At 42.5% G+C, this 20,106-nt stretch carries 14 protein-coding genes; 9 read left to right on the top strand and 5 right to left on the bottom strand.

Annotation, left to right across the window (positions count from 1 at the left end; genetic code table 11):
* Nucleotides 1–26: 26 nt before the first annotated feature.
* From CDG61_RS02965 to CDG61_RS02945, 4 genes are all read left to right on the top strand, one after another.
* Entirely contained in the window at nt 27–1,292 is a 1,266-nt protein-coding gene (locus CDG61_RS02965; protein WP_087512885.1) for a glutamate-5-semialdehyde dehydrogenase, read from the top strand.
* Between the two features lie 666 nt (nt 1,293–1,958).
* Nucleotides 1,959–3,179 carry an acetate/propionate family kinase gene (locus CDG61_RS02955; RefSeq protein WP_087549987.1) on the top strand — a complete coding sequence of 407 codons (1,221 nt, stop codon included), beginning with the start codon at nt 1,959–1,961 and terminating at the stop codon, nt 3,177–3,179.
* Nucleotides 3,180–3,234: 55 nt separating this feature from the next.
* Nucleotides 3,235–5,373, top strand: a complete 2,139-nt coding sequence (pta, locus tag CDG61_RS02950) for a phosphate acetyltransferase (protein WP_087549986.1) — start codon at nt 3,235–3,237, stop codon at nt 5,371–5,373.
* 161 nt (nt 5,374–5,534) lie between these two features.
* Nucleotides 5,535–5,996 (top strand): DUF2147 domain-containing protein, encoded by a 462-nt coding sequence (locus CDG61_RS02945; protein WP_087549985.1) that lies wholly within the window; start codon nt 5,535–5,537, stop codon nt 5,994–5,996.
* Between the two features lie 462 nt (nt 5,997–6,458).
* On the opposite strand, the gene CDG61_RS02940 is transcribed toward CDG61_RS02945, so the two are convergent.
* Nucleotides 6,459–7,070: a class I SAM-dependent DNA methyltransferase gene (locus CDG61_RS02940; protein WP_087549984.1), complete on the bottom strand. Its 612-nt coding sequence runs from the start codon at nt 7,068–7,070 to the stop codon at nt 6,459–6,461.
* Between the two features lie 525 nt (nt 7,071–7,595).
* On the opposite strand from CDG61_RS02940, the gene CDG61_RS02935 reads away from it, so the two are divergent.
* Entirely contained in the window at nt 7,596–9,122 is a 1,527-nt protein-coding gene (locus tag CDG61_RS02935) for a fumarate hydratase (RefSeq protein WP_087549983.1), read from the top strand.
* 142 nt (nt 9,123–9,264) lie between these two features.
* Complete coding sequence (locus CDG61_RS02930) at nt 9,265–9,807, top strand: DUF2059 domain-containing protein (protein WP_087549982.1); 543 nt, start codon at nt 9,265–9,267, stop codon at nt 9,805–9,807.
* Between the two features lie 3 nt (nt 9,808–9,810).
* Here CDG61_RS02930 and CDG61_RS02925 read toward each other — a convergent pair whose 3' ends face one another.
* The 4 genes from CDG61_RS02925 to tig form a co-directional block, all read right to left on the bottom strand.
* Nucleotides 9,811–10,527, bottom strand: a complete 717-nt coding sequence (locus CDG61_RS02925; RefSeq protein WP_087549981.1) for a DUF2846 domain-containing protein — start codon at nt 10,525–10,527, stop codon at nt 9,811–9,813.
* Nucleotides 10,528–10,694: 167 nt separating this feature from the next.
* The gene (gene clpX, locus CDG61_RS02920; protein ID WP_087512758.1) at nt 10,695–12,005 is read right to left on the bottom strand and encodes an ATP-dependent protease ATP-binding subunit ClpX; all 1,311 of its coding nucleotides are present in this window, start codon (nt 12,003–12,005) and stop codon (nt 10,695–10,697) included.
* Between the two features lie 28 nt (nt 12,006–12,033).
* The gene (gene clpP, locus CDG61_RS02915) at nt 12,034–12,639 is read right to left on the bottom strand and encodes an ATP-dependent Clp endopeptidase proteolytic subunit ClpP (RefSeq protein WP_087512759.1); all 606 of its coding nucleotides are present in this window, start codon (nt 12,637–12,639) and stop codon (nt 12,034–12,036) included.
* Between the two features lie 193 nt (nt 12,640–12,832).
* Complete coding sequence (gene tig / locus CDG61_RS02910; protein WP_087549980.1) at nt 12,833–14,167, bottom strand: trigger factor; 1,335 nt, start codon at nt 14,165–14,167, stop codon at nt 12,833–12,835.
* A gap of 428 nt (nt 14,168–14,595) precedes the next feature.
* Here tig and CDG61_RS02905 point away from each other — a divergent pair, with 428 nt between their 5' ends.
* From CDG61_RS02905 to CDG61_RS02895, 3 genes are all read left to right on the top strand, one after another.
* Nucleotides 14,596–16,629: a TonB-dependent receptor gene (locus tag CDG61_RS02905; RefSeq protein WP_228199605.1), complete on the top strand. Its 2,034-nt coding sequence runs from the start codon at nt 14,596–14,598 to the stop codon at nt 16,627–16,629.
* Between the two features lie 314 nt (nt 16,630–16,943).
* Nucleotides 16,944–19,280 carry a TonB-dependent receptor gene (locus tag CDG61_RS02900; protein WP_087550027.1) on the top strand — a complete coding sequence of 779 codons (2,337 nt, stop codon included), beginning with the start codon at nt 16,944–16,946 and terminating at the stop codon, nt 19,278–19,280.
* A gap of 124 nt (nt 19,281–19,404) precedes the next feature.
* Nucleotides 19,405–20,088 carry a Fe2+-dependent dioxygenase gene (locus tag CDG61_RS02895; protein ID WP_087512762.1) on the top strand — a complete coding sequence of 228 codons (684 nt, stop codon included), beginning with the start codon at nt 19,405–19,407 and terminating at the stop codon, nt 20,086–20,088.
* Nucleotides 20,089–20,106 lie beyond the last annotated feature (18 nt).

The following is a 20,106-nucleotide window of genomic DNA, read 5'->3' as shown; positions in this document are numbered from 1 at the left end:
TGAAATTTCCATGTGATCAAACCGCTATGCAAGATTCTATTGAACAATACATGCAAACGGTAGGACAACAGGCACGTCAGGCATCGAGTATCCTGGCTGGCGCTTCTACCCAGACAAAGAACAATGCTCTTTCTGCTGTTTATACAGCGTTGGAGAACAGTGAATCCAGTATCCTGGCCGCTAACCAGACTGATATGACCAAAGGTCGTAACAATCAGCTGGACAGTGCCTTACTGGATCGTCTGGAACTGACGCCCACACGCTTTAAAGACATGCTGCAAGGTCTCAAGGATGTGATTGCACTGGTTGATCCGATTGGAGAAATTACAGACCTGGCTTATCGCCCGACCGGTATTCAGATTGGTAAAATGCGCGTGCCGCTGGGCGTGGTCGGCATGATCTATGAATCCCGTCCAAACGTGACGCTTGAAGCTGCTTCACTGGCACTTAAGTCAGGCAATGCCATTATTTTACGTGGCGGTTCAGAAGCGATGGAATCCAACAGAGCCATTGCTGAAGCTGTTCAGCATGGACTGAAGGTTGCAGGACTTCCAGAAAGCTGCGTACAGGTGATCAATACCACTGACCGTGCTGCGGTTGGACAGCTGATTACACTGTCTGAATTTGTGGATGTGATTGTTCCGCGTGGTGGTAAAGGCTTAATTGAACGTATTACCAATGAAGCAACAATTCCAGTCATTAAGCATCTTGATGGGAACTGTCATGTGTATGTGGAAGCTCAGGCAGATCTTCATAAAGCCTTGCCGATTGCACTGAATGCAAAAACACATCGCTATGGTGTCTGTAATGCCATGGAAACCCTGCTGGTGGATGAAAAAATTGCTGAAGATTTTCTGCCACGTGTTGCAGAGCTGTATGCTGAAAAACAGGTTGAACTTCGTGGTGATGCTGCAACCCGCCAGATTCTGGGCAGCACGGTAAAAACAGCAACAGAAGAAGACTGGTATGAAGAATACCTGGGTCCTGTACTTGCAGTGAAAGTTGTTTCAGGTATTGAAGAAGCAATTCAGCACATCAACAAGTATGGCTCACATCATACCGATGCCATTATTACTGAAAATTTCAGTCTGGCACGTCAGTTCCTGACTCGTGTTGACTCAAGCTCTGTAATGGTCAACGCATCAACCCGTTTTGCAGATGGTTTTGAATACGGCTTAGGCGCTGAAATCGGTATCTCTACCGATAAAATTCATGCCCGTGGTCCTGTTGGACTGGAAGGTCTGACTTCACAGAAATGGATTGTTTTAGGTGATGGTCAGATCCGTCACTAAGCGACCTGTTTTTAATATCCGGCAGACTTCTTTGTCTGACTTTATGTTTTTGTCGCATCAGGCAACATCATAAAACCTGCACATGGAAGTCTGCTGTTCAATTGAACAGCCCATCCTGTTTTTATATTCATAGATCTCCTGCTTAATCCCCTCCTCACATCTTCTGCTTTGATGTTTCATAAACCCAGTGCTATACCATTTTTCCAGTACAGTTATCACTAGATGGTCACAGAAGCAGAATAAAAAATCTTTCAGCATTTTTACGCTGATTAAATACATATACCTCAACTGAGGCTGATATGAATGATGCAGGTGTTTTGGGAAGGTATTGGATACATGTGCCTGAGAACATGTGATGACAGATGATCTGAATCAGGTCGTGGAAGTAATATTTTTAAACATTTACAGTCGCCTGACAGCACTGGAACATGCTATGTTAAATAAAGGCTTATTCTTCTAATCATAAATTTAAACAATCAACTGATAAATATTAACTATTAATGATTTTTCGGTCGATAGTGCTTAAGTCTAATCTCCTAAAGTCTATCTAGAACAGAGAAAAAACCCGTGTTAAAACGTCATTACTGATCTGGATTGCACCGATTTGTACTGCATGAAGATCACTCAATGGACGATTCATTTCAATTAAAATTTGGGTATTAAAACGTGTCTACATCAGTATTGGTAATTAACTGCGGTTCATCCTCCATCAAATATGCACTTGTGTCTGAACGTCGTGAAGACCGCATTTTCGGTCTTGCTGAAAACTTAGGTTCAGCAGAAGCTCGTATTAAAGGCGTTACCGCTGGAAACCAGCCGCTTGAACTGTCAATTCCTTTTGCAGACCATGAAAAGGCACTTGAAACAATTCTTGAACGCCTGTCTCATTATAATCCTCAGGCAATTGGTCACCGTGTTGTTCACGGCGGCACATTAACAAAAGCAGAATTACTGACGCCTGAAATTATTGAAAAAATTCGTTCAGCAACACCACTTGCACCATTACATAACCCAGCTCACCTTGTGGGTATCGGTGCAACTATGCGTCTGTTCCCTGAACTTCCTCAGGTCGCTGTTTTTGATACAGCATTCCACCAGACCATGCCTGCTCACGCTTTCCGTTACGCAGTGCCAAAATTCCTTTATACAGAACATAACGTGCGTCGTTATGGCTTCCACGGTACAAGCCATGCTTATGTTTCAGAGCGTGGTTCTGAACTGGCAGGCAGCTTTAAACAGGGTGGATGGCTGACAGCTCACCTTGGAAACGGCAGCTCGACCTGTGCCATCTGGAATGGTCAGAGCGTCGATACTTCTATGGGCCTAACACCACTTGAAGGTGTTGTTATGGGTACCCGTAGTGGTGATGTAGATCCAAGTATGCACAGCTTCCTTGCCAGCAACCTGGGTTGGGACATCTATAAAATTGATAAAATGCTGAACAGCCAGTCTGGTCTTCTGGGTCTCTCTGATCTGTCCAATGACATGCGTACACTGATTGAAGCATCTGAGCAAGGCAATGAAGATGCCGCGCTTGCTATTGAAGTGTTCTGCTACCGCCTGGCAAAATCACTGGCTGCTCTCAGCTGTGGCTTACCTCGTATTGATGGTCTGTTCTTCACAGGTGGTATTGGTGAGAACTCATCCTACATCCGTGAAAAAACACTGACTTACCTGCCTCACTTTGGTTTCAACCTGTGTAAAGATAAGAACAGCACACTGAACCGTGGTTCAGAAGGTCGTATTGATGCAGGTACAGGACCACAGATCTGGGTTATTCCAACAGATGAAGAAGGCCGTATTGCTAAAGAAACTGAAAATGTTGTAGCTCATGAGGTTAATCAGACAACTGCAAAAAAGTCTGAAACTGATACCGCGACTGCTTAAGCAGTCGCTCTTTACCCTACCCAGTTAAATTTTAATTTTTATTTCAGATTTTATTATGAAAACAATTCTTTTAGTGCCAACAGGCGAAGGGGTAGGCTTAACTTCTGCATGCCTGGGTTTAATTTATGCCCTTGAATGTCAGGGTGTTAAAGCAGGTTTCCTGAAACCATTTTCTCAGGAACTCACACTGGGGGCTGACCGTACTTCTGCACTGTTCCGTCACCTGACCCAAAGTGAAACTGTTGAACCGATTCCTTATGCAACTGTAACTCAGCAGCTGAACCATGATGAAAGTGATGAACTGCTTGAAGAAGCTGTTCGCCTGCACCGCCAGATTGCAAAAAAACATGACCTGATCATTGTTGAAGGTCTGCTGCCAAACAACCGCGACTCTTTTGCATCTGAACTCAATACAGCACTGGCTCAGGCACTCGATGCCAAAGTCATTATTGTCAGCAATGCAGACATCAGAAATCCACTGTGTTCAGCTGAAAAAGTTGAAAGCCAGCTGCGTCACTTTGGTGGTTCAACAGGTACACGTGTTTCAGGTGTTCTGTTTATGCGTACCAGAGGTCTGCCAGAAGATTCTGCACAGATTCCGGTTACAATTGACCCTGCTCTGCGCCTGATCAGCGATACCAACAAATTTGTCAGCGCAATTCAGCAGACCCATGCACATATCGGAACAGATAAACTGCCTGTGATTGGTCTGGTACCATTCAGCAACACGCTGAGCGTGCCACGTATGTCTGACCTTGCAAGCCACATTCAGGCTGAATGGATCAACACTGGTGAAGCAGCTCAGCGTCGTGTCCTGCACAGCAGTCTGATTGCATCCAATATTGAACATGAACTGCATAAATTTGTTGCAGGCGAACTGATTATCAGCGCATCTGACCGCATTGACGTTCTGCTCGCAAGCAGTCTTGCAAGCAGCAACGGTATTCCTCTTGCAGGTCTGGTTCTGACTGAACACCATGCCCCAAATGCACAGGTGATTGAATTCTGTCAGACAGCAATTAAACAGGGTCTGCCTATTCTGCATACTCCGCTGAGCACATTTGAAACAGCACAGAGTCTTGCCAGTCTGAGCAATGAAATTCCTGTAGATGACACTGAACGTGCTGAACAGGTGACCCGTTTTGTTTCCAGTCATATCAATGAAGACTGGCTGACCAGACTACTGAATGGTTCATATCAGACCCGTCTTTCTCCTTCTGCATTCCGTCATGAACTGGTACAGAAATCCATTGCTGCAAGAAAACGCATTGTACTGCCTGAAGGTGATGAGCCTCGTACCGTACAGGCTGCTGCAATCTGTCAGTCACGCGGTATTGCACAATGTATTCTTCTGGCTAAACCAGAAGCTGTAATTGAAGTTGCAAAAGCTCGTGGCATTGAACTTCCACATGATCTTGAAGTGATTGATCCAGACCTGATCCGTGAAAACTATGTCGGAAAAATGGTTGAACTGCGTAAAGGCAAAATCAATGAACTTCAGGCACGTGAACAGCTTCAGGATACCGTTGTACTGGGCACAATGATGCTTGCTCTGAATCAGGTCGATGGTCTGGTTTCTGGTGCAGTACATACCACTGCAAATACAGTCCGCCCTGCTTTCCAGCTGATTAAGACAGCTCCAGATTATTCACTGGTTTCGTCTGTGTTCTTTATGCTGCTACCGGATGAAGTGTATGTGTATGGTGACTGTGCAATCAACCCAGATCCAGATGCAGAACAGCTGGCTGAGATTGCAATTCAGTCTGCTGACTCCGCAAAAGCTTTTGGTATCGACCCGCGCATTGCCATGATTTCCTACTCAACAGGAACATCAGGTGCAGGTGCTGAAGTTGAAAAAGTTGCTGAAGCGACCCGTATTGCAAAAGAACGCCGTCCTGATTTACTGATTGATGGTCCACTTCAGTACGATGCTGCATCGGTTGAAAGCGTTGGTAAGTCTAAAGCGCCTGATTCTAAAGTTGCTGGTCGTGCCAATGTCTTTATTTTCCCTGATCTGAATACAGGTAACACAACCTATAAAGCGGTTCAGCGCTCTGCCAATGTAGTCAGTGTTGGACCAATGCTGCAAGGTCTGAACAAACCTGTAAATGATCTGTCCCGTGGTGCTTTGGTGGATGACATTGTCTTCACGATCGCTTTAACCGCGATTCAGTCTGAACAGCAGGCTGGATAACAGTTTCACGTTTTCGAGTTGATACTCAACCACCCTGTTGTAAAACAGGGTGGTTTTTTTAATATAAACCTCAGTAAAGATTAAATAAATCAAATATTTAATATAATAATAACAATCACAACAAGTATAATATTCACGTTTTTATCTGATTGTTTTTGTTTATGAATTTTAAATCTTTATCTACGGCTTTCACACTCGCATTGTTCAGTACATCTGCTTTTTCCTATACTTCTGATCCCCTTATTGGAACCTGGAAAATCATTGATAACCGTACTGACTCTTATATTTCAGACATTGTGATTCGTAAAAACTCCAGAACACAACAGTACAGCGCGGTAATTACTCAGCTGCATGGAGCTTCAAAAAACTTAAAAAACTGTCAGAAATGTACAGGGAGCCTTAAAAACCAATCTGTTATCGGTATGGAAGCATTGCAGGGGCTTACTTCAGATACAGGTAAAACCCGTTTCAGTAATGGTCTCTGGACAAACCCTGAAAATGGTTACCAGTATAAAATCAGTGGGCAATTAAACAACGCAAAAACACAACTGCAAATGACAGGCAGCACTCCACAGAACCAGACAACTTCCATGCTCTGGATCAAGCTGCAGGACGTTCACTAAGCTGATCAGAACTCAGCCTGATCACCGTCTGAATGTGCAAAAGTAATCGGTACCTGTTTTTCACAGACATCTGTATTTTCAGCAAAGCCGACAGCTTATGTTAAAAACGTACCATGACCGAACCAGCCATGTACGCACATCAATTCAGGCATAAAAAAAGCCCGACATCCTGTCGGGCTTTTTTCGTATTTGATGCTTAGGCATGACTCCTGTCTTACCTGACATTCCTTGTACTGTATTTTATTGTTATTTTCGGAGCATCCTGCTCTCTATGCGTCCATCATAAGAAAATATTCAGATGCTGTATATTGGACAATTCCTCCAATTCATGTACGCCATAGCGTACAAGGGCACCCTTGTTATAATAATTGATTCTGTATGACGCAGGTCATATCCTGATATTTCAATATGACATGGAGACAGTTAAAAACTGTGAGCTCTACTTTTATTAAACCTGATGAGTTATTTTTTCTTTGCCAGCCATACCGTATGCCCTGTGCATTCAGGATCTTCGGTCACCATTTTCAACACCTCAAAACCATGCTCTGCAAGTAACTGTCGGTATTCTTCCTGAGAAAGACTGGCATGATAAAGCGCATCACCAAACAGCTCACCGATGGTTTCTCCTGCTGAAGGTCCACTGCTGAACATCAATGCCGTACCCTGTTGAGCACAGTCTGTAAACTGCTGAAACATCGCACGCTGATCATCCGGTGACAGATGAAAGAAACTGTCCCATGCCAGAATGCCCTGAAATGTCTGATCTGCTTTAAAGTTGCGCATATCATGCACAATCCATCGCTGATCTGGAAAATTCAGCCGAGCCATTTCAATCATGGTATCTGAGCTGTCCACACCTGTCACCGCATGCCCCTGAGCAATCAGATACGCTGCAATGGGTTTTCCAGAACCGCAGCCAAAATCAATAATCTGTGAATGTTCAGGGATAAATGCCAGAAAATGATCCAGCCAGGCTTTTTCATACAACAAGCCTCCACGAAGTGCTGTCCAGGCACGGGCATGTTTTTTATAGAGGCTGATAATATTTTCAGCAGGACAATTCTGATCCATCATCCTTATTCCTCTTCAGTTCCATGACAGATCAGTATAGAAATTTAAAACGGTTTCCGCATAAAAATTGATTAAAAGACATAAATTCAGACATAAAAAAAGAAGATAAAGCGTCGGGCTTAATCTTCTTTCTGACCATACATCCAGGTTGCAGCAATATAGATACTGAATCCAATCACCATCAACACGCTTGAAATTGTCATCTTTCATCACTCATGTTTTGATGATGGCATTATGTGAAAGTTTTATGACAACTTTATGACAACAGTGTCATATTTAAATAAAAAAACAGAAATAAATTAAAGTTGTTTATTTTCATATGCTTAAAATATAAAAACCATTCATGAAATTCAGTTTTTATTTTCACAGATGAAATAATTACAGATTTTATGTCTCTTACTCAGTGAAATATGACAGCAAATATTTCATTAAACTTTAGCCGATAAAATATACAAACACGCCACAAAAAGTGCAATATCACGTATAATTTAGCCCGCTAGCTATCAGCCCGCTCAAGAGATTTTTGATATGACAACTATTATCAAGCAAGACGACTTGATCACATCGGTCAAGGACGCGCTTCAGTTCATTTCGTATTACCATCCACAGGATTTCATCCAGGCAATGAGCCGTGCGTATGACCGCGAAGAGAACAAAGCTGCCAAGGATGCAATTGCACAGATCTTAATCAACTCACGTATGTGTGCAGAAGGTCATCGTCCAATCTGTCAGGATACTGGTATTGTTAACGTATTTGTTGATGTGGGCTTAGATGTTAAATTTGATTTAACCATGAGCCTGGATGATGCAATCAACGAAGGCGTACGCCAGGGTTACCTGGAAAACTCAAACGTACTTCGCGCATCTGTACTTGCAGATCCTGCTTTTGGTCGTAAAAATACCAAAGACAACACCCCTGCTGTGATTCACTACAAACTCGTTCCGGGTAATAAAGTAGACATCACTGTGGCTGCCAAAGGTGGCGGTTCAGAAAATAAATCCAAACTGGCAATGCTGAATCCATCTGATTCAATCGTGGACTGGGTACTGAAAACTGTCCCAACGATGGGTGCAGGCTGGTGTCCTCCTGGTATGCTCGGTATCGGGATTGGTGGTACAGCTGAAAAAGCCATGATGCTTGCAAAAGAATCACTCATGGAAGAAATCAACATGGACGAGTTACTTCGTCGTGGACCAGAAAACAAAATCGAAGAACTCCGTATGGAAATCTTCGAAAAAGTAAATGCACTCGGTATTGGTGCACAGGGTCTTGGCGGTCTGACTACCGTGCTTGATATTAAAATCAAAGACTACCCTTGCCACGCTGCAGGCAAACCAGTCGGTATGATTCCAAACTGTGCTGCAACCCGTCATGCACATTTCCAGCTGGATGGTTCTAGTGTTGCGCATATTCAGGCACCTAAACTTTCTGATTACCCTGAAGTAACCTGGGATTCTTCATCTTCCAAACGTGTTGACTTAGACAACATCACACAGGAAGAAATGAACTCATGGCAACCAGGTGACACATTACTGTTAAACGGTACGATCTACACAGGTCGTGACGCTGCGCATAAACGTATGTGTGAAATGCTCGACAATGGTGAAGAACTTCCTGTCGATCTTAAAGGTAAATTCATTTACTACGTCGGTCCTGTTGATCCTGTTGGCGATGAAGTGGTTGGTCCTGCGGGTCCGACAACCGCAACACGTATGGACAAATTCACCCGTCAGGTGCTTGAAGCAACAGGTCTGTTCGGTATGATCGGTAAAGCGGATCGTGGTCCAACTGCTATCGAAGCGATCAAAGACAACAAAGCAACTTACCTGATGGCTGTCGGTGGTGCTGCTTACCTCGTGTCTAAAGCAGTTCGTCAGGCTGAAGTTGTCGCATTTGCTGACTTAGGTATGGAAGCAATCTACAAATTTGTTGTTGAAGATATGCCTGTATCTGTTGCTGTCGATGTCAACGGTACATCTGTTCATGCAACTGCACCAAAAATCTGGCAAGCAAAAATCGGGAAAATTCCTGTGGTTGATGCTGCTGCGAAATAATCCTTCGTACTCAAAAAAAGCACCCTTAGGGTGCTTTTTTTATATCAGCTGATGGATGGACTTTTCAGCACACCAACACACTGTTATGATAACTGTTTCACATTTATATTAATTTAAGTGTTTTATATCCATTGGGGCAGTTATGACATCACTATTAAAGCTCAAGTCCATTCTTATAACAGCCGGCATACTGACCTTCAGCACGGCTGGTTTTACTCAGACTGTACAGGACACAACGCTTGAAAAACTACTTAAGCTCAGCAACACATCGCAGCTGATCATTCAGTCCAGTCATGATATGAAACCGCTGTTTGATGCCCAGGCACAGGATCTTTTAAAAGCCAATCTCGGATTACAGACACTGAACAAAGAACAGCAACGTGCAGCTGAAAAAATCAGTCAGCTGCTGCAGAACACCAACCAGGAAATAGTCTCTGATCCGAAGTTTTTGAATCTGATTAAATCAGGTTACCGCAGTACATTTACAGAAGAAGAAGCACAGGCTTATATTCAGTTTCTCAGTACACCAATGGGACAGTCCATTAACAACAAAAGTTCCAGACTGATGAATGATATTGTCAAAGGTACGGTCAGCCTGACGGGTGAAATCATGAATGATCCTGCCCGCCAGGAGAAATTCAGAGAGCAGATGATGGCAATCATCCACCCACTCATTCTGAAATAAAAATTACCAGGTTGCCGGATTCCAGATTTTAAATGGCTTTATCAACTGCACATCTGAAGATGGGTCATATTTAGGTGCTTTCAACTTCTGTGCTTTACTGCGGACTTTCCCTGTCTGCTGATCTTCCGCAATAAAGTTATAACTTTCAGACTTTAACTGTGTAAAAGCAATTTCATTCAGCCCAACACGCTCAGGAACAATAATCAGAGGTCCTGAAACTTCACGACGGGTACTCAGATTCTCTTCATCGTATTTAATAAAATAGCTTTGCCCTGCCTCGACACTGAAATCCAGATATTTCGGTTTCTGGAAATACTGAACTGCCAATGGGCGACTGGTTGATAAACGATACGTACCCGCTGGTAATTCCACCCAGTAATAGTGATTATTCAACAGACTTGGAATACGGTCACCATTGATAAACAGGCTCGAAGCCACGATTTCCTGACGGTTCCATTTTGAATCGGGACGATAAAGATAAACAACAGCAGCCTGATCATTCTGAGGCTTAACTGCTTTGAAGTTCTGACCTAATTTCTGATTGACCCATCCACCGACAGAAAACCCACCGACACGATACTGCTCAAAAAAACCGGGTTTTTTCTCAGTGTCGACACTTTTCAGTGTAGAAGTCAGTTGAGGCGACTGCTCAACAGATGATTTACCATGGCAGCCAAATAAAACCAGACTGCTGCACATAACAACATATAAACCACGCATGATTATCCCTCACTGCGTTTTTATTATTTTTCGATTTTTGTATAACACGCAAACAGCGTTTCAGGCATCCACGCCTAAGGCAGAGATTAACATCCAGTTATCTTTTTTTAAATAAAAAACGCGCGAAAATTCTACATTTTCACGCGTTTCTGACGAACAACTGTAAATCAGGCAGATTTACTGTTTATAACCTTCAGATCCACTTTAGGCTCAGCAGCTTTCTGTTCTGCTGGCTGACGTTCAGAACGCAGTTCTGGCTGTTCAGCGCCATTAATCACGGCTTCATTGACCACAACCGTACCAACATCTGTCCGGCTAGGCAGATCATACATGACTTCAAGCAGACTGTTTTCCAGAATCGAACGCAGACCACGGGCACCCGTATTGCGTTCAAGCGCCTTTTTAGCAACAGCACGCAGTGCAGACTCTTCAAATACAAGGTCCACATTTTCCATATCAAACAGATACTGATACTGACGTGTCAGTGCATTTTTAGGCTCTGTCAGAATCTGCATCAATGCATCTTCATCCAGTTCGTCCAGTGTTGCGATCACAGGCAGACGACCGATGAATTCAGGAATCAGACCAAACTTAACCATATCGGTCGCTTCAACCTTACGGAAAAGATCAGAAAGTTTCTGAGTCTCATCTTTTTTCTTCACATCTGCTGTGAAACCGATACCACCTTTTTCCTGACGCTGCTGCACAATTTTCTCAAGACCTGAGAAAGCACCACCGCAGATAAACAGGATATTGGATGTATCTATCTGAATGAATTCCTGTTGTGGATGTTTACGTCCACCCTGAGGAGGAATGGAAGCAACCGTTCCTTCAATCATTTTCAGTAAAGCCTGCTGTACACCTTCACCGGATACATCACGGGTAATGGATGGGTTTTCAGACTTACGGGTAATCTTGTCGATTTCATCGATATAGATGATCCCTTTCTGTGCCTTTTCCACATCGTAGTCAGCTTTCTGCAATAGTTTCTGAACAATGTTTTCAACATCTTCACCCACATAACCTGCTTCTGTCAGTGTTGTTGCATCTGCCATGGCAAATGGAACATCAAGCAAACGGGCAAGTGTCTGTGCAAGCAAGGTTTTACCTGAACCTGTCGGTCCAACCAGCAGAATATTACTTTTCGCAATTTCCACTGCATCGTCATTTTTATGACCTGACTGTGTCACTTTCAGACGTTTGTAATGGTTATATACCGCAACTGAAAGGGTTTTCTTTGCAACGTCCTGACCAATCACATACTGATCCAGTGCAGCACGGATTTCATGTGGTTTTGGTAAAGGTCGGCTCGCCCAGTCACCGGATTCAACCTGCTGACTGGTCTGCACAAGATCAAGGCATACGTCCACACATTCATTACAGATGTATGCGTCCTCTCCTGCAATCAGTTTCCCGACTTCAGACTGCGTTTTACCGCAAAATGAACAATGTTTTTGTCCTTGAGGATTATCGGACATATTCACTCCAGTATTAAATCTTTATTACTTATGGACGTTTAGATAACACTTCGTCCACAAGACCGTATTCTTTAGCCTGCTGTGCAGTCATAAAATTATCACGGTCTGTATCACGTGCCACTTTTTCAAAGTCCTGACCACTGTGTTCAGCCATCAGTCTGTTCAGACGTTCTTTAATGAACAGAATTTCACGGGCATGAATTTCAATGTCAGATGCCTGACCACGGAAACCACCCAGTGGCTGGTGAATCATGACGCGGGCATTTTCAAGACAGTAGCGTTTGCCTTTGGCACCTGCATTCAGCAGGAATGCACCCATGGATGCTGCCTGTCCCATACAGTACGTCACCACATCAGGTTTAATGAACTGCATGGTGTCATAAATCGCCATTCCGGCAGTGACTGAACCACCAGGAGAGTTGATATACAGGTGAATATCCTTGTCTGGATTTTCAGCTTCAAGAAACAACATCTGGGCAACAATCAGATTTGCCATGTTGTCTTCAACTTCACCTGTTAAAAAGATTACTCGCTCACGTAAAAGACGTGAAAAAATATCAAAAGAACGCTCACCACGGGATGACTGTTCGACCACAACCGGCACTAAAGCGTTTTCAATAGATGGAACATACATACGTTTATTTATTCCTGAATTCTTGTTACACAACCCATAGCCACAATATGAGGGATAATTGCTGAAATTGCAAAATATTCACAATTAAATAACAGAATTTTTTTGGATATACTTTGTGAATTCAGGACATCCTCTGCTCATGGATACGCAGAAAAAAAGGCGCTTTACGCGCCTTTTTTCACTCAAGCAGTGATCAGCCTTGCTGACGAGCCTGTTGCTCTTTCAGAAGCTCTTCATAGCTTACAGCTTTGTCAGTCACTTTTGCAGAAGCAAGGATGTAATCTACAACCTGATCTTCAAGAACAACTGCTTCGATCTGTGAGCGCTGCTGTTTATCATTTTTGAAGTATTCGATCACTTCAGATGGATCTTCATAAGAAGAAGCCATGTCTTCGATATAAGCTTCAACACGAGCTGCGTCCACTTCAAGTTTAGCATCAGCCAGTACTTTACTTACCAGTACGCCCAGTTTCACTGATTTTTCAGCCTGTTCTTTGAACAGCTCATCCGGCAGCATGCTGCTGTCAAATGCTTTAGCGCCCTGAGCACCAAACTGCTGTGTGAACTGCTGAATCATCTGCTGACGCTGACGGTCAATTTCCTGAGCCATCATGGAAGCAGGGATTTCAATGTCGTTTGCTGCAACAAGTGCATCAAAAGCAGCGCCTTTCACCTGGTTACGTAAACCGTTTTTAACTTCACGTTCCATGTTTTTACGAACGTCAGCTTTTAATTTTTCAACGCCTTCTTCTTCAGTCAAACCAAAGATTTTCAGGAATTCAGCATCAATTTCAGGAAGCTTCTGTTTTTCAACCAGTTTAACATTGATTTTAAACTGAGCAGTTTTGCCTGCCAGGTTAGCAGCCTGATAGTCTTCTGGGAAAGTAACATCAATTACTTTCTCTTCGCCTTTCTTCATGCCAACAATGCCATCTTCAAAGCCAGGAATCATACGACCTGAACCAAGAACAAGCTTGAAGTTTTCTGAAGAACCGCCTTCAAATTTTTCGCCGTCAATTGAACCTTCAAAATCAAAAGTTACCTGCATGTCTTTTTTAGCCATGCCTTTTGTTTCAGCCCATTCAGCGCGCTGTTTCTGAAGGTTTTCAATCATCTGATCAACGTCTTTGTCGTTTACTTCAGTTGATTTACGTTCAACTTCAAGCGCATCAAATGCTTTTACTTCAACTTCTGGATAAACTTCAACAGTTGCTTCATAAACAAGTGCGTCGTCTTTGTTTTCAACTTTTTCAATGTTAGGCATGCCTACAGCATTGATTTTTTCCTGCTGGATCGCTTCAAACACTGTGTCACGAATCACGTCGTTTACAACTTCCTGATAAATGCCTGCGCCATATTCGCGACGCACAACATCCAAAGGCACTTTACCTGGACGGAAGCCGTTAATCTTTACAGTTTTGGCAGTACGTTTCAAACGAGCTTCAAACTGCTCGTTCACACGGCTCGTCGGTACAGATACATTTAAACGACGGGCAACGCCCGAAACCGCTTCAGAAGTTACTTGCATGGCTTCCTCGATATTAGAAATAGTAGTGGCATTTTTGAAAGTGCCACATTATATGACAACATTTAAAAATATACAAAATAGCATTATAACACTATAAATTTCATGTTGAACGCTGAACTTACAGTCTAAGTAAAATCAATAAACTGCAATTAAATCTGATTATTTCCCAACCCGCTATTGCAAATGATAAAGTTTCTCATTATTATTAGCATGCAAAAACCTAACTTATTGTTTTTTATTTTTTTATTTAGCGGAATCGTTTAAACATGGGATATATCAGAAATCATAAGAAGCGCACTCAGCTGGCTGCTGCTTCAATCATAAGCCTATCATCACCTTGGGTCTTCGCAGACGGTGATACAAAAGTACAAAAGGTAGAACAGCTAGATAAAATTACCTTTGTTGCCGAGCAACAGGAAAGCTATTATGTGAAAGAATCCCAGAATGCAAAAATGACAGCACCACTGCTGGATACCGCCCGTACAGTCAATATCATTTCAAAAAAAGAAATAGATGAACGTGCGGCAACTTCTTTACAGGATATTCTCAGAACAACGCCAGGGATCACTTTAGGCTCAGGCGAAGGTGGTACACCTATGGGCGACCGCCCTTTCATCCGTGGTTATGAAGCCAGTACAGATATTCTGATTGATGGTATGCGTGACTATGCACGTGGTTCTCATGAAAGTTTCAACCTGGAAGCTGTTGAAGTGAGCAAAGGACCCGGTTCTGTATATTCAGGTCGTGGTTCAACCGGTGGAACAATTAATTTAGTTACTAAAAAGCCAAAAAACAAAACAGAATCTGAAGTAACTTCAGAATATCAGAACTCCGGCAAAGGTCATGCGAAATACCGCTTTACCACTGATAATAATGTTGCCATTAACGACAATATTGCAGTCCGTCTGAACGCCATGCTGGATCAGGGTGAAGTTGCCCGTCGTGATAATGTTGAAACTGACCGCTGGGGTGTTGCACCGTCCATTACGTTTGGTATGAATGGCCCTACCCGTCTGACTGCCGGTTATAGCCGACTGGAATTCAATGACACACCTGATATGGGCATTCCATTCAGTAATGCATCAAATCCAGACAGAAAAACACCGATTGAAAGCATGCCATTTGAAACCAATTTTGGCCGCCCGGACATTGATTACCGCAACTACACTTCCGAAATTTTCAGCCTGAATTTTGAACATGATTTCAACGATGCACTGAAATTACGTATTGCAGCGCAGGATCTGCAGACCATACAGGAATATTTCTTTACCCGTCTAAGCTTTGGCTGTGTAGCAAGCAGTGGAACGGCATGCCAGACAGAGGGTCCTGGTCTGACATATAACCGAGCAAACCGTCAGTCGTACCGTACAAGCCATGTCAATGCAGCTCAGGCTGATTTACAGGCTCAGTTTAAAACAGGTTCCATAGCCCATGACCTGATTGCTGGTATTGATTACAGCAAGGAACGTATCGGTACACGTTCAGGCGCTGCTGTTGGTGCAGGATCTGAAACAGTTGATTTCTATAATCCGACACAGAAAAATTACTCTGGCTTCCACATACCGTGGGGCGTATGGACAAACGAAGGGGAAATCGAAGCAAAAGGAATTTATGTCTTTGACACCATTTCTCTTTTACCAAAACTGGATGTTAATTTAGGTCTACGTTTTGACGATTATAAATCAGCAAGTTCTTCTGACTCAGTTTCCGAAAACATGTTTAACTACCAGGCAGGCATTGTTTATAAACTGACTGAAAATGGTCGTATTTATGCAAATTATGCAACTTCGATGAATCCAACCGGGGATAACCTCGGTCAGGCTGGTGGTGCAGACGGAGCAGCAAGCGGTGCAGCACTGAATGATCTGGATCCTGAAAAATCAAAAAGCATTGAAATTGGAACAAAATGGGAACTCTTTGATGGCGATTTAGCGCTGAATGCCGCTATTTTTGAAACAAAGAAAACAGATGCCCGCAGTTATGATGCTGAAGGCATACTTTCAAATGATGGCGATAACCGCGTGCGTGGCGTAGAGTTAAGTTCAACAGGTCAGATTACACCTGCATGGAACTTAAGCGCAGGCTATGTCTATTTAGACCCTGAAATTTTAGACTATAAAAGTGGCGCTAAAGCTGAAAATATGAAAGGCAAGCAAATGAAATTTATTGCCAATCATAGTGCAAATCTGTGGACAACCTATGCCTTAACAGACAAGTTCAAATTCGGTGGTGGTGCAACTTATGTCGGCAAACGCTTTGTCGATGACGTGAATACCTATTATTTACCAGACCATATCCGCTATGATGCATTTGCTCAGTATCAGGTGATCCCTGAATTTGGCTTACAGTTTAATATCAACAACATTACAAATGAGCGTATTTATGATGCTTCACATGTTGGTGTATTTTCAACAATTGCCCCAGGTCGCTCATTTGCTGTGAAAGGCACTTATCGTTTCTAAAACTGAAAATATAAGAAAAAGCAGCATAAAATACATTTATGCTGCTTTTTTATCCATATTTTCTCTGTATATCTATACAGAATAATAAAAGCACAGACTAAAAATCAGTATTCTCAATAAAAATTTAAAAATCCAACCATTTTATCAATATTTAACAAAAACATAACATTAAGTGTTTTTTGTTATATCATTACATTAAATACTACTATCATATTGTGATTATTTATCGCCATTTGCAATCAAACAGTGATGTAAAAATTAAATAAGAATTATTATTATTCGCATACAAATTAACAGTCTCGTTTGGGATGCATATGTCTTTCATTAAAACACGTAAAAAGATTGTTTCTACAGCAATCGCTTCTTCCTTGTCTGTCATGGCTACAGCTGCAATCGCTCAGGATGGCGTAACACAGGCTCAGCAACTTGAAACGATCCGTACTAAAGCAACTGCTGAACAGGGTTTGAAAGTCGATACATCTGCAAACTCCAAATTCGTAGCACCTTTACTGGATACACCTAAATCTGTTTCTGTTATCTCTAAACAGCTAATTGAAGACACTCAGGTGACAACCCTTAGCGACGCACTGCGTACAGTTCCAGGTATTACTTTAGGTGCTGGTGAAGGTGGTAACCCAAACGGTGACCGTCCATTTATCCGTGGCTACAGCTCTGAAAGTTCAATGTATGTAGATGGTATCCGTAACGCTACTTCACAGAACCGTGAAATGTTTGCAATTGAACAGGTTGAAGTCACCAAAGGTTCTGCATCTGCAATGGGTGGTGCTGGTACTTCTGGTGGTAGTATCAACATGATTTCTAAAGTGGCTAAAAAAGGCGACTTCTTAGAAGGTTCTGTAGCAGGCGGTACAGACAACTACCAGCGTATTACTTTAGATGCAAATAAAGACTTTGGTAATGGTATTGCTGCCCGTGTAGCAGTGATGGGACACCATAACGAAAAAGCAGGTCAGGATAACGGTGCAGAATACAAACGTGCAGGTATTGCACCAAGTATTACTTTTGGTTTAGACACTGCAACTCGTGCAACTTTAGCTTACTATTACCTGAAAACTGACGACACACCGGATTCAGGTGTACCTTATTGGGATGCTGCAACAAAAACATCCACAGGCAAACCATTTGAAGCAAAACAAGGTATTTACTACGGATGGAAAGATCGTGACTTCCAGCGTCAGGAAAACCAAAGTGGTACGTTAAAACTTGAGCATGACCTTACTGATAATTTCACAATCAGTAATACTGCAATGTACAGTAATACTAAAAATAATTACGCATGGTCTCAACCTGATGACTCGAAAACCAATATTCAGAATGGTCAGGTATGGCGTCGTTTAAATTCCCGTATTTCAGATACTAATGCATTTACAGATCAACTTGCATTGACTGGTAAATTCAATACTGGTGAAATTAAACACAGCATCAATACTGGTGCCGAATATTCCAAACAGGAAGCAGATGTTGGTAACCATAACTGGGCAAGCAATGCTGATGCTTCCAATAGTTGGTCAGGTACTGGTTCAGGTGGTTATTTATCCAGTGTAAAAAATCCCAACTGTCAAAATACTACGTCGGTATCTTCTGACTACTGGTGTACATCTGCAACAAATCCAAACTCCAACGACCCGTGGTTAGGTACATTTACTGCAAATAAAGCTGTTTCAACCAATACATCTGAAACACAATCCATTTATTTCTTAGACAGTATTACTATTACACCTCAGTGGATTCTTGATCTTGGCGTTCGCTGGGATAAATTTGATACTGATATCAAATACAATAAAGATTCAGGCTCAATCAAAGCAGGAACTGCTTACGAATCAAGCACTGATTTCTTTAACTATCAGGCAGGTGTAACCTTTAAACCAGTTGAAAATGGTTCTGTATACTTAAGCTATGCAACTTCTGCAAACCCTGTTGGTGTGGATGCAGGTGATGGTTCAGAAGGTATCAGCGTTCCAGGTCGTAATAATAACGATGAACAGGCACGTGCTATAAACAACTTAAAGCCTGAAGAAGTTAAAACTTACGAGCTGGGAACTAAATGGGATGTTCTTGGCGATAAGTTGAACTTAACTGCGGCTATTTTCCGTACCGAAAAAGAAAATACACGTGCAACTGATGCAGATGGCTTTACACGTAATATTGGTGAAACACGTGTAGATGGTATCGAGTTAGGTGCAAACGGTAACATCACTGACAAGTGGGCTGTTGCAGCGGGTTATACTTATCTGGACAGTGAAATTGTAGATGCTGGTTTTGTAAATACTGCGGCTTCAGGTAAACCACCAGTCTATGAAATCAGTCCTAATAATGGCAACCAGGTTCAGAACGTTGCTAAAAATTCAGCAACTCTGTGGACAACTTACCAGGTTCTGCCACAGTTAAATTTAGGTGTAGGTGCAATTGCGATGGATAAAGTCTATGGTGATGCTGCAAATACTAAATGGGTTCCAGGCTATGTACGTTACGATGCAATGGCTCGTTATAACGTAAACAAAAACGTTGATTTACAGCTGAACGTAAACAACCTTTCTGACAAACGTTATTTCACTAAAGCATATGCATCACACTATGCAACTGAAGCTGAAGGCCGCAGTGCTGTACTGTCTGTAAACTTTAAGTACTGAGTTTAAAATTAATCCATAATAAAAATATGGATTAAGCTCAACTGTTATATAATAGCCTCTATTCATAGAGGCTATTTTTCTATAAAACAATATATTCCCAACTCATCGAGTTTAAGGTGCTGCAATGATCCACCACATACCAGATGTGCTAAGCAAAGAACAGGTTCAATATTTCCGCGATGCCATGCAAAATGCTGAATGGGTTGATGGACAGCAGTCTACCGGCTCTCTTTCAGCCAGTGTAAAACGTAATCAGCAGCTTCCTGAAAATCATCCACTGACACAGCAACTGGGCAATATTATTCTGGAAGCACTGGGCAAAAACCCACTGTTTTTATCCGCTGCCCTACCTCTGGATATTTTACCGCCTTATTTCAACCGTTATGAAAATCATGAAACTTTTGGATTTCATGTCGATAATGCCATCCGAAATATACGTGGGACGCAACATCGTATCCGTACTGACCTATCCTGCACCATATTTTTGAGTGAACCTGAAGAATACGAAGGTGGCGATCTGGTTGTCGAAGACACTTATGGATACCACGAAGTCAAACTTCCTGCGGGAGATATGATCCTCTACCCATCAACCAGCGTGCATGAAGTTACACCTGTGACCAAAGGTTGTCGCACAGCCTCATTTTTCTGGATACAGAGCATGATCCGTGACGATGCAACGCGGCATATGCTGTTTAACCTGGATCAGACCATTCAGAATTTAAGAACAGAACTGGGGGATGCACATACTGAGGTGGTTAAACTGACCAGTCTGTACCACAACTTAATCCGTAAATGGGCTGAACTGTAAAACAGCTCAACGATTATC

The sequence above is a fragment of the Acinetobacter sp. WCHAc010052 genome (genome assembly GCF_002165295.2).
Lineage (GTDB): Bacteria > Pseudomonadota > Gammaproteobacteria > Pseudomonadales > Moraxellaceae > Acinetobacter > Acinetobacter chinensis.
The sequence above is the reverse complement of the archived record's forward strand: the minus strand, read 5'-3'. Positions and strand labels throughout refer to the sequence as shown.

What these genes read in the sequence shown, in the direction of transcription:
- CDG61_RS02965 (WP_087512885.1), top strand. Translation starts at nt 27, where the DNA reads ATGCAAGATTCTATTGAACAATACATGCAAACGGTAGGACAACAGGCA.
- pta (WP_087549986.1), top strand. Translation starts at nt 3,235, where the DNA reads ATGAAAACAATTCTTTTAGTGCCAACAGGCGAAGGGGTAGGCTTAACT.
- CDG61_RS02945 (WP_087549985.1), top strand. Translation starts at nt 5,535, where the DNA reads ATGAATTTTAAATCTTTATCTACGGCTTTCACACTCGCATTGTTCAGT.
- CDG61_RS02940 (WP_087549984.1), bottom strand. Translation starts at nt 7,070, where the DNA reads ATGATGGATCAGAATTGTCCTGCTGAAAATATTATCAGCCTCTATAAA.
- CDG61_RS02935 (WP_087549983.1), top strand. Translation starts at nt 7,596, where the DNA reads ATGACAACTATTATCAAGCAAGACGACTTGATCACATCGGTCAAGGAC.
- CDG61_RS02930 (WP_087549982.1), top strand. Translation starts at nt 9,265, where the DNA reads ATGACATCACTATTAAAGCTCAAGTCCATTCTTATAACAGCCGGCATA.
- CDG61_RS02925 (WP_087549981.1), bottom strand. Translation starts at nt 10,527, where the DNA reads ATGCGTGGTTTATATGTTGTTATGTGCAGCAGTCTGGTTTTATTTGGC.
- clpX (WP_087512758.1), bottom strand. Translation starts at nt 12,005, where the DNA reads ATGTCCGATAATCCTCAAGGACAAAAACATTGTTCATTTTGCGGTAAA.
- clpP (WP_087512759.1), bottom strand. Translation starts at nt 12,639, where the DNA reads ATGTATGTTCCATCTATTGAAAACGCTTTAGTGCCGGTTGTGGTCGAA.
- tig (WP_087549980.1), bottom strand. Translation starts at nt 14,167, where the DNA reads ATGCAAGTAACTTCTGAAGCGGTTTCGGGCGTTGCCCGTCGTTTAAAT.
- CDG61_RS02900 (WP_087550027.1), top strand. Translation starts at nt 16,944, where the DNA reads ATGTCTTTCATTAAAACACGTAAAAAGATTGTTTCTACAGCAATCGCT.
- CDG61_RS02895 (WP_087512762.1), top strand. Translation starts at nt 19,405, where the DNA reads ATGATCCACCACATACCAGATGTGCTAAGCAAAGAACAGGTTCAATAT.